The organism is Streptomyces sp. XM83C (assembly GCF_023072675.1).
Taxonomy (GTDB): Bacteria; Actinomycetota; Actinomycetes; order Streptomycetales; family Streptomycetaceae; genus Streptomyces; species Streptomyces thermocoprophilus.
Genome location: NZ_JALLGL010000254.1, coordinates 1 through 9,177 on the forward strand (window position 1 = coordinate 1; position 9,177 = coordinate 9,177).

Annotated in this window: 9 protein-coding genes; 3 read left to right on the forward strand and 6 right to left on the reverse strand. The window is 72.4% G+C overall.

All coding sequences use genetic code 11. From position 1 onward, the window contains the following. Positions 1-62: 62 nt before the first annotated feature. Together MTQ10_RS23445 and MTQ10_RS23450 are read left to right on the forward strand one after the other, a co-directional pair. Positions 63-2,186 (forward strand): PTS fructose transporter subunit IIABC, encoded by a 2,124-nt coding sequence (locus tag MTQ10_RS23445; protein ID WP_247472088.1) that lies wholly within the window; start codon positions 63-65, stop codon positions 2,184-2,186. 198 nt (positions 2,187-2,384) lie between these two features. After that, complete coding sequence (locus MTQ10_RS23450; RefSeq protein WP_247472090.1) at positions 2,385-2,642, forward strand: hypothetical protein; 258 nt, start codon at positions 2,385-2,387, stop codon at positions 2,640-2,642. A 108-nt stretch (positions 2,643-2,750) separates the two neighbouring features. On the opposite strand, the gene MTQ10_RS23455 is transcribed toward MTQ10_RS23450, so the two are convergent. From MTQ10_RS23455 to MTQ10_RS23470, 4 genes are all read right to left on the reverse strand, one after another. After that, on the reverse strand, positions 2,751-3,497 hold the full coding sequence (locus MTQ10_RS23455; protein WP_247472091.1) for a DUF6227 family protein: 747 nt from the start codon (positions 3,495-3,497) through the stop codon (positions 2,751-2,753). A 187-nt stretch (positions 3,498-3,684) separates the two neighbouring features. Next, positions 3,685-4,911, reverse strand: coding sequence for a L,D-transpeptidase (locus MTQ10_RS23460; protein WP_247472092.1), 1,227 nt, complete (start codon positions 4,909-4,911; stop codon positions 3,685-3,687). 351 nt (positions 4,912-5,262) lie between these two features. Further along, positions 5,263-6,288, reverse strand: a complete 1,026-nt coding sequence (locus tag MTQ10_RS23465) for a P1 family peptidase (RefSeq protein WP_247472093.1) — start codon at positions 6,286-6,288, stop codon at positions 5,263-5,265. Positions 6,289-6,334: 46 nt separating this feature from the next. Beyond that, on the reverse strand, positions 6,335-7,573 hold the full coding sequence (locus MTQ10_RS23470) for a low temperature requirement protein A (RefSeq protein WP_247472094.1): 1,239 nt from the start codon (positions 7,571-7,573) through the stop codon (positions 6,335-6,337). A 178-nt stretch (positions 7,574-7,751) separates the two neighbouring features. Between MTQ10_RS23470 and MTQ10_RS23475 the strand changes: the two genes are divergently transcribed. After that, positions 7,752-7,928, forward strand: coding sequence for a hypothetical protein (locus tag MTQ10_RS23475; protein WP_247472095.1), 177 nt, complete (start codon positions 7,752-7,754; stop codon positions 7,926-7,928). A 32-nt stretch (positions 7,929-7,960) separates the two neighbouring features. Here MTQ10_RS23475 and mscL read toward each other — a convergent pair whose 3' ends face one another. Further along, positions 7,961-8,440, reverse strand: coding sequence for a large conductance mechanosensitive channel protein MscL (mscL, locus tag MTQ10_RS23480; protein WP_247472097.1), 480 nt, complete (start codon positions 8,438-8,440; stop codon positions 7,961-7,963). A 132-nt stretch (positions 8,441-8,572) separates the two neighbouring features. Continuing rightward, positions 8,573-9,177: hypothetical protein (locus MTQ10_RS23485; RefSeq protein WP_247472098.1), on the reverse strand; the 605-nt coding region annotated here is incomplete at its 5' end.

Consider the following 9,177-nt stretch of genomic DNA (forward strand, 5'->3'; position numbering starts at 1 on the left):
CTCCTTAGCTCGCGTACCGCCCGCTGCTCCCCACGGGCGGTACGCGAGCTAAGGAGCCCGCGATGAGCGACATGATCACCGCGGATCTGGTCGACCTCGACCTGTCCGCCGACACCAAGGAAGCCGCGGCCCGCGCTCTCGCCGAGCGCATGGTGGCCCTGGGCCGGGTCACCGACCTCGACGGTTTCCTCGCCGACGTGGCAGCCCGCGAGGCGCAGATGCCCACCGGCCTGGACGGCGGTATCGGCATCCCCCACTGCCGCAGCGCCCATGTCACCGAGCCGACGCTGGCGTTCGGACGCAGTGCCGCCGGGATCGACTTCGGCGCCGCCGACGGCCCCGCCGACCTGATCTTCCTGATCGCCGCCCCGGCCGGCGCCGACGACGCCCACCTGACGATCCTGTCGTCCCTCGCCCGCCAGTTGATGAACGCGGACTTCACCGCCGCCCTGCGCGCAGCGGACGACCCCGCGTCGGCGGCGGCACTGATCCGCGGGGACGCCCCGGCGGACACCGGCGCCGTCGCGCCCGCCGGCGACAGCGCCGCGCGCGGCACCCACGACTCCGCTGCGTCGCCGGTGGCGGCCTCCTCCGGCGCCGCAGCGGACACCACCGACGGCGCGGCGGCCGACGCCACGGCCGCGGGCGGCGACGTCGCGGGCGCGGGCGGCGACGGCGCGGGCGTCTTCCGGATCGTCGCCGTCACCTCCTGCCCGACCGGCATCGCCCACACCTACATGGCCGCCGAGTCCCTGGAGAACGCGGGCCGCGCGGCGGGCGTCGAGGTCGTCGTCGAGACGCAGGGCTCCGCCGGGTTCACCCGGCTGGACCCGGCGGTCATCGCCGCGGCGGACGCCGTGATCTTCGCCCACGACGTGCCCGTACGCGAGAAGGACCGCTTCGCGGGCAAGCCGGTCGTCGACGTCGGTGTGAAGGCCGGCATCAACCGCCCCGCCGAACTCATCGCCGAGGCCCGCGAGAAGGCCGCCCGCGGTGAGATGACCGGGGCGGCGCCCGCCGGGCGGGGCACCCCCGTGGAACGCGCCGGGGACTCCGGCGACGGCTACGGCACCAAGCTCCGCAAGTGGCTGATGTCCGGCGTCAGTTACATGGTGCCGTTCGTCGCCGCCGGCGGTCTGCTGATCGCGCTCGGCTTCGCCATCGGCGGATACGAGATCAACAAGGCGCCGTCGGTGATGGACCACTTCGTGTGGACGCAGGCCGACAGCTGGGGCGCCCTGCTGTTCCAGATCGGCGGCGTCGCCTTCGGGTTCCTGGTCCCCGTCCTCGCCGGGTACATCGCCTACGGCATGGCCGACCGGCCCGGCCTCGTCCCCGGCTTCGTCGGCGGCGCGATCTCCGTGACCATCAACGCCGGTTTCCTCGGCGGACTCGCCGCCGGTCTGATCGCCGGCGGTGTGGTGATGGCGATCCAGCGGCTGAACATCCCGGCGGCGCTGCGCGGCATCATGCCGGTGGTGGTGATCCCGCTGGTCTCCTCCGCGATCGTCGGGTTCCTGATGTTCGTCGTCATCGGCAAGCCCATCGCCGAGGCACAGAAGGGCATGACGGACTGGCTCAACGGGCTCAGCGGCGCCAACGCGCTGCTCCTCGGCGCCCTCCTCGGCCTGATGATGTGCTTCGACCTCGGCGGACCCGTCAACAAGGTCGCCTACACCTTCGCCACCGCCGGTATCGCCGTCGCCGACCCGAGCGACTCCGCGATGAAGATCATGGCCGCGGTGATGGCAGCCGGAATGGTCCCGCCGCTGGCGATGGCCCTCGCGACGACCGTGCGCGGCAAGCTGTTCACCCGCACCGAACGCGAGAACGGCAAGGCCGCCTGGGTGCTCGGCGCCTCCTTCATCTCCGAGGGCGCGATCCCGTTCGCCGCGGCCGACCCGCTGCGCGTCATCCCCGCGTCCATGGTGGGCGGCGCCGTCACCGGCGCGCTGTCCATGGCGTTCGGCGCCACCCTGCGCGCCCCGCACGGCGGCGTCTTCGTCGTCCCGCTGATCGGCAACCCGCTGCCGTACCTGGTCGCCCTCGCTGCCGGGGTGTGCGTCACCGCCGCGCTGGTCATCGTGCTGAAGAGCCTGAGCAAGGAGGCACCGGCCGGGGCCACCGGGCAGGCGGTGGAAGGCGCCGCGGCTGCGGCCGAGCCGAAGCAGAGCGTGGCGGCGTGATCGTGGCGGCGTGATCGCCCGATCGCACGATCGCCTCTGCGTCCGCCGACGGAGGACGAGTTGTCCATACGGAGGAGCGGGCACGTCGTATCGAGCCGGATGTAGTGATATCGAACCGGATCGAGTGACACCGCCCACTCTGCGAGATACGTCACGGTCCGGGGTCGAAGTCCCGGACCGTGGTGTTCACTGGGGTGCATGCCCGAGCATCTCTCGATCCTCCAGCTGGCGGGCGCGGCCTTCCTGACCCTGGCCGGCGTCGCCTGGCTGATCGGCGTGACCCGCCTGCTGCGCCGCTTCCGCTTCGAGGCCGCCCTCGGACACACCGTCATCACGCCGCTGTCCGGTCTGCCCGGACCCCGCACCACCGGGCCGCACCGGGAAGCCGTCGAACTGACCCCCGCGGAACAGGCCGCTTTCGCCGGTCTCGTACGGCAGCTCAGCGACGGCCGCTGAGGACCACCCGCCGGGAGGACTGCCGCGACGTCCTGTCTCGACGTCCCGCCTTGACGTCCCACCGTCCGGCCTCGTCGTCCTGATCGTCCGGCCGGTACGGCCCCGAGGTCAGGACACCTGCGCCGCGCGCCGCTCCATCGCGTCCCGCGCCGCGTCCTCGCTCGTGTACACCTCGCACATGTGACGCCCGTCCGGCGTCGCCGTGTGCTCGACCTCCCACAGGGAGACCTCGCGCCCGTCCCGCAGCAGGAACGCGTGCTCGTACAGCGAGAAGCACAGCCCGGCGCGGCCCGCCCGGCACGGGCGGCCGAACGCCTGCGTGATCTGGTGCGCGAACGCCGTGGTCAGCAGGTGCGCCGTCTCCGTGCCCGGCCGGTCCGGGTTCTCCGCCCGGCGCAGCAGCCGGCGTGCGTGGTCCGCCGAGTCGTCCGGCGCGTACACATGCCGAGGGGCCGGCACCGGCGCCAGCTGCACCAGCACGGGCAGCTCGAACTCCGGGTCGTCCGGCGGCAGCGGCAGCCGCGCCGTCGCCGCACGCAGCTCCTCCTCGTCCGCATACACCTCGTGCTGCGGCTCACCGCCCCGCGCGGTGTTGTGGACCAGCTCCCACAGGGTGAGCGCCGTGCCGTCCGCGAGCAGCCACGTATGCCGGTAGGTCTCCCGGTGCAGGCCCGCGCTGTGGTGCGCGGAGTGCAGCGAACTGTCGTACGCCAGCGCGCAGTCCAGCCGGCGTATCGCCTCGTCGGGCAGTTCGAAGGAGTTCAGGGCGCGGCCGAGCAGTCGAGCGAGGTGCTCCTCCGGAGACTCGGGCGACTCGGCCGACTCGTACGCTGCGGTCCCGTACGGAACGCTCAAGGTTGCTCCCGGCGTTGCTGCATGTCACCTTGTGGGTGCATACCGTAGCCCCTGGGCGGGAGCATGTGACCCCCGAACCCGGAAAACGTACGGCGGGAAAACGCCGGGCCCGCCCGGAAAGTTCCCGGACGGGCGTCGGAGTGTCAGAAAGCGCTGGTGACAGGCGAGTCGAGCGGCTCGCGGGGGGTCATACGGCGCTGCCGGCGACCCAGTCGTTCCAGGGCATGTTCCAGCCGTTGAAGCCGTTGTCCGGATCCACCGTCTTGTCCGCGGAGTTCTTGACGATCACCACGTCGCCGATCATGGAGTTGTCGTAGAACCACTTGCCGGGCGTGTCGCCCTGCGCGCCCTTGACGTCCCGCAGGCCCACGCAGCCGTGGCTGCTGCCGTAGCGGCCGAACGGCGGATTGCCCTTGCGGTACCAGTAGTTGCCGTGGATGAAGGTGCCCGACGTGGTCAGCCGCATCGCGTGCGGCACGTCCTCGATGTCGTACGCGTTGGCGAGGCCCACCGTCCGGCTGTCCATCCGCAGTTGCTGGAACTTCTCCGAGATCACCATCGTGCCGTTGTACGTGGTGAACTCGGGGCTGCCCGTCGACACCGGGATCGTCTCGATGGTCCGGTCGTCCCGCACGACCGTCATGGTCTGCGTGCGAGCGTCGACGGTGGAGACCTGCGAACGGCCGACGGTGAAGGTCACCGTCTTCTTCTGCACACCGAAGACGCCGTTCGCGCCCTCCACTCCGTCCAGGTCGATCGTCATCGTGACCTTGGAGCCGGCCTTCCAGTACGACTCGGGCCTGAAGTCCAGCCGCTTGGCACCGAACCAGTGCCCGACCACCTTCTGCCCGCTGCTGGAGGTGACCTTGATGTGCGACTGGACGGCCTTCTTGTCGCTGATGGCCTTGTCGAAGGAGAACGACACCGGCATGCCGACGCCGACCGTCGAGCCGCCGTCCGGGGTGTACGTCCCGATGAAGCTGTTCGCCGCGCTGACCGTCGTGAACTGCGAGTCCGCCGAGGTGGTGTCGCCGTCGGTGTCCTGCGCCTTCGCCGCGATGCGGTACTCCGTACCCCGCTCCAGCTGCTCCTTCGGCTTCCACGAGCGGCCGTCCGCGGACAGCGTGCCGTCCACCGCCTCACCCGTCTTCACGACCGTCATCCGGACGTCGGTGAGCCGGCCGTCGCTCACCCGCACGTCAGTGGCGTTGATCGACGCGCCGGTCGAGCCGTTCTTCGCCGAGATGACGATTTTCGCGTCCGAGGAGGCGGCGCCCCGGCCGCCTCCGCCGCCCTTGGCGTCGTTGTTGTCGGCGGTTGCGCTGCCGCTGCAAGCCGTCAGGGCCAGGGCGCCGACCGCGAGGGCGGCACAGGTGGCCAGTACGCGCCTCGATGCTCTGTCCGGCGTTGTCACAGTCTGCTCCCCGTTGTGGTGATGTGCGTGGTCCGCTCCGATGCGTGGGGGAAGAGGGGCGCGGTGCCCGGTGGGGTTCCCTCCGGGCACGCTTCGCACGATCACGTGACAGAACCGGGACAATCGGCGGCCGGCCGAGGCCCTTCCGGCACGGCTCACCCGCGCCGGTACGCCTCTGCCGTACCCCCGAGCCGCACGCTCGCACCGGTACGCCTCTGCGCGTGCCGACGGGCCGCGCCATCGCGCCGATACAGCTCACCCCCGCCGATACGGCACACCGCGTCGGCACGGCATGCCTGCACCGACACTCCGTGCCCGCGCGCCGACGGGGCATGCCCGCGCCCGCACGGTTCAGTCGCCGTACAGCTCCCGGTACGCCGGCCATGTTCCGCCCGGGCCGTCCACCGAGCCCGCCGCGCGCACCGCCCGCACGATCGCCCGCGTCACCAGGTCCGCGCCCGCCGCGAGGACGTCGTTCAGCGCGAGCGGGTCCCGCTCGTCGAGCGGGCGGGCCCCGGTCGCCAGCGCGAACACCGTGTCCCCGTCGTTCAGCAGATGCACCGGCCGTACGGCGCGGGCGATCCCGTCGTGCGCGGTGCCGGCCAGCTTCTGCGCCTGCGCCTTCGTCAGCTCCGCGTCCGTGGCGACCACGGCCAGCGTGGTGTTCAGCGGCGGAGGCGTGTTCCGCGCGGCGGCCTGCTCCAGGCGCCGCCGCGCCGCCTCGTGGACGTGCGCCTCCGGATACCGCACCCGCCCCTCGAACAGCTCCCCGTACAGCACACCCGTCCGAGGGTCCGCCGCGTCGCCCACGGCGTTGGCCACCACCAGCGCCGCCACGGTGACGCCCGAGCCCAGCACCTCGCTCGCGGTGCCGACCCCGCCCTTCAGCGTGCCGACCGCCGCGCCGGTGCCCGCGCCCACACACCCCTGCGGCACCGGCGAGCCGGGCGCGCTCGCCGCGGCGGCCTCGACGGCGGCCCGCCCGGTGGCGGCGTCCGGCCGCGCCCGGAAGTCACCGCCGCGCCCGAGGTCGAAGACGCAGGCCGCCGGCACCACCGGGACGACATGCGCCGGGTCGGGGCCGACACGGACGCCCCGCCCCTGCTCCTCCAGCCAGGCCATCACCCCGGACGCGGCGTCCAGCCCGTAGGCGCTGCCGCCCGTCAGGACGATCGCCTCCACCTTCCTGACCACGTTGCGCGGATCGAGCGCATCGGTCTCCTTCGTGCCGGGCCCGCCGCCGCGCACGTCCACCGCGGCGACGGCGCCGCCCTCGGGGGCGAGGACGACGGTGGTACCGGTGAGCCAGCCGTCACCGGCCCGCGTCGCATGCCCCACCCGCACCCCGGCCACGTCCGTCAAAGCGTCGACTGTCATGCAGGCACAGTGGCACCCGACGCCCGGCGGGGGCGAGAACGCGAGGTCAGGCCGCCGTGGCGGTCTCCCGCGCCGCCGCCTCCCCGGCCACCGTGCGGGACGTCAGCGTCACCCCGGCCGCCACCGCGAGCGCCGAGACGAGGCCCGCCGCGAGCACCGCCATGTCGCCGAGGAACGTGCAGCAGATGACCAGCAGCGCCGTCACCGGCAGCACCAGCTGCTGCGCGATGCCCACCTTGAAGTGCCGTGAATGCAGCGCCCACACCGTGATCAGGTAGAGCGCCGTCGGCAGGGTCACCGCGGCCGACGCGGACATCGTGGAGACATGGGCCTTGCCGACCGCCTGCTCGACCGCGACCTCCAGACCCGCACCGATCGCCGCGGCGGACGCGAACACCAGATAGTGGCCGTACCCCCACAGGAACGCCTGCCGATTGGAACGCAGATGGCCGTGGATCGGCACCACGAAGTAGATCCACCACGCGGAGAACACGATCAGCAGACCGCCCGCCGCGATCGGCAGCAGCTCGCCCAGCGCGTCGTGCTCGTCCACCGCCGTCTTCACCGCGACAGTGGCCGCCGCGATCGTCTCGCCCAGCACGATGATCGTGAGCAGGCCGTACCGCTCCGCGATGTGGTGCGGGTGCCAGCTGGTGGGGTGGTCCTTCTCGGCGAACACCGGCACGCACAGCTCCGCCAGCACCATCACCAGGAACACCCACGGCCGGCCCCGCTCCGGCAGCAGCACCAGCCCCAGCCAGCCGACCTGGCACACCAGGATGCCGCCGGCGTAGCGCAGCGCCATGGTCCGCTCCGCGCCCCGCGCCGATCTCGCGGCCCGCAGCCACTGCGACACCAGCGCCAGACGCATGATCGCGTAGCCGAGCCAGACGAGGACGAAGTCGTGTTCCTCGAAGGCCCGTGACACCCCCGCCGCCAGCACCAGCACACCGGCGATCTGCACAAGGGTGACGACCCGGTAGAGGGCGTCGTCGTTGTCGTACGCGGAGGCGAACCAGGTGAAGTTCATCCACGCCCACCAGATGGCGAAGAAGACCATCGCGTAGTCGAGGATGCCTTGGCCGGCATGGCCCTCGGCGAGGGAGTGCACCAGCTGGACGCCGGCCTGGGCGATCGCCACGACGAAACAGAGATCGAAGAACAGCTCCAGCGGAGTGGCGACCCTGTGCGACTCGTCCCGCCCGCGGGCGGTCAGACTGCGCAACGGTGCGGTACGCGAGGGCCGGCCGGATGCCGCCGTCGACTGACTGGAACCGGAAGTCATGCTTCCCAGGACAGCAGAGAACCGGCCGGAACGCCTGTGCATCGCGATGGGCGGGGGAGCGCGGGCGCCACCCGTCTCGCGTCGGGTGCCGGCGGGGTCCTCCCGTGCGGCCGCCGGTTGCGGTCTCTCGGCGCTCGCTGCCGCGAGGGCGGCGGCTTCGGCGCCGTACCCTGGAGGCATGACCACCGCTTCCACGCCCGAGCCCCGTGACCCGAAGGCCGCGCTGATCTTCGACGATCCGCTGGACCAGCAGTCCTCGGACGACACGGACCGCGGCTGGGGCGAGCGGCCGAGCGGTGACAGCGCCGCCGACCTGAAGCGCTTCCTCGACGAGAAGCCGCCCCACCACATCTGACACGGGCGGGGCGGATCCCGGCGCCGAGGGTTCTACTCGTCGTGGCCGGAGCCGCGGCCGCGCTGCGCGACCAGGGCGTCGCGGATCTCCTTGAGCACCTCCAGCTCGCTGACCTCCACGACCTCCTTGGCGCCCTCGCGGGCGGCCTTGCGGTTGGCCTGACGGGCCAGGTACTTCGCCATCGGCAGCACCATCAGGAAGTAGACCACCGCCGCGGTGATGACGAAGCTCAGCGTCGCGCCGAGGACCGAACCCCACATGATCGGGATGCCCTTGGTCACCGTGCCGTCCGCCGCGACCTCGCACGGCGCCTTCAGGCACGAGCTGTAGTTGTCGAGGTTCTTCGTGCCGATCGCCCCGACCAGCGGGTTGATGACGCCCTTCACCACCGAGTTCACGATGTTCGTGAAGGCGGCACCGATGACCACCGCCACCGCCAGATCGATGACGTTCCCGCGCATCAGGAAGGCCTTGAAGCCCTGCCAGACGCCGGGTGCCTTCTTCTCGCTCACTTCGTGGCCTTTCGTCGTGTGTACGGGGCATGGAACGAAACGCTCCGCAACCTACGTCACGGCGTGGCGGCGCTGTCCAGTCCCGTAGCACCATCGAGGGACTCGACGCTGATTCGTTCACCCTGCGGGGATCTACGTTCGACACAACGTCACCGCCAGCCGTGCCGTCGCGCCCGCACCGACCAGCTCGGCCGCCGTGGCCCGCGGCACCGACAGCACGACCAGCGCGCCGCCCTCGGCGGCCTCGGCGGACCGGGCGGTCTCGTCCGCCGGCTCGGGCAGCTCCGTCACGACCGCGCCGCGCGCCACGACCCGGGCACCCCCGCCGGTCGCAGTGTCCCCGGCGGCGATGACGTCGACCCGGTCGCCCGGCCGCAGCAGCCGTACCGTCGCGGCGTCGGCGATGCGCACCGGCGCGGCGACCTCCTCCCCGGCCGTCCGCTCGTCCGGCGCGGTCGGCGCACCGGCCGCCGCGGCGCGCGACGCCCCGTCCGGGGGACCGTCGGGATGCCCACGGGCCGGCTCGGTGCGCGGGCCGGTTGCCAGCAGCACGGTTGCAGTGATCACCAAGGCGGCGATCAGGACACGTCGGCGGTGCCGCAGCAGACGGTGCAGCCTCATCCGCAGGCCGCCGACCCGGACGGGAGCGAACTGCGGGACCTCGCGCGGGGGCGGGGCCTCCGCACCGCAGCCCGCCTCGCCCGCTTCGGTGTCCGGCGGGGGCGTGAGGGGCGGGC